This is a genomic window from Oleiphilus sp. HI0043 (assembly GCF_001634935.1).
Window position 1 is genome coordinate 1 of the sequence record NZ_LWEY01001005.1, and the last position, 330, is coordinate 330.

The following is a 330-nucleotide window of genomic DNA, read 5'->3' on the forward strand; positions in this document are numbered from 1 at the left end:
TAATACCATCATTCTCAATGTAGTCCATTAAGAGAGGCTTAAATAGCGGATTGTTATGCCCGTAGTTAATTGTTCCCGCACCCGCCAGAAAGTCTAGATACTCATTTTCCTCCTCATCGTAGAGGTGTTCCATCTTAGCGCGATTAAAAACACGAGGGAAAGAACGAGCATAGCTCTGAACTTCAGATTCAATTTCATCAAATATTTTCATTAGCATCCTCCATAGGATGTTTGGTGCGAGTCTTATTTAGTGTGCGAGGTTAGGAACTAAATGGACCGATTCGGACCAGAAATTCCGTGTCATGCAAGCCAGCAAAATGCGTATCTTTG

General features: G+C 41.8%; 1 pseudogene. It reads right to left on the bottom strand.

Going from position 1 to position 330, the window contains the following annotated elements:
- Nucleotides 1–211: pseudogene (locus tag A3729_RS10800) on the bottom strand (diaminobutyrate--2-oxoglutarate transaminase); the annotation flags it as partial.
- Between the last annotated feature and the right edge of the window lie 119 nt (nucleotides 212–330).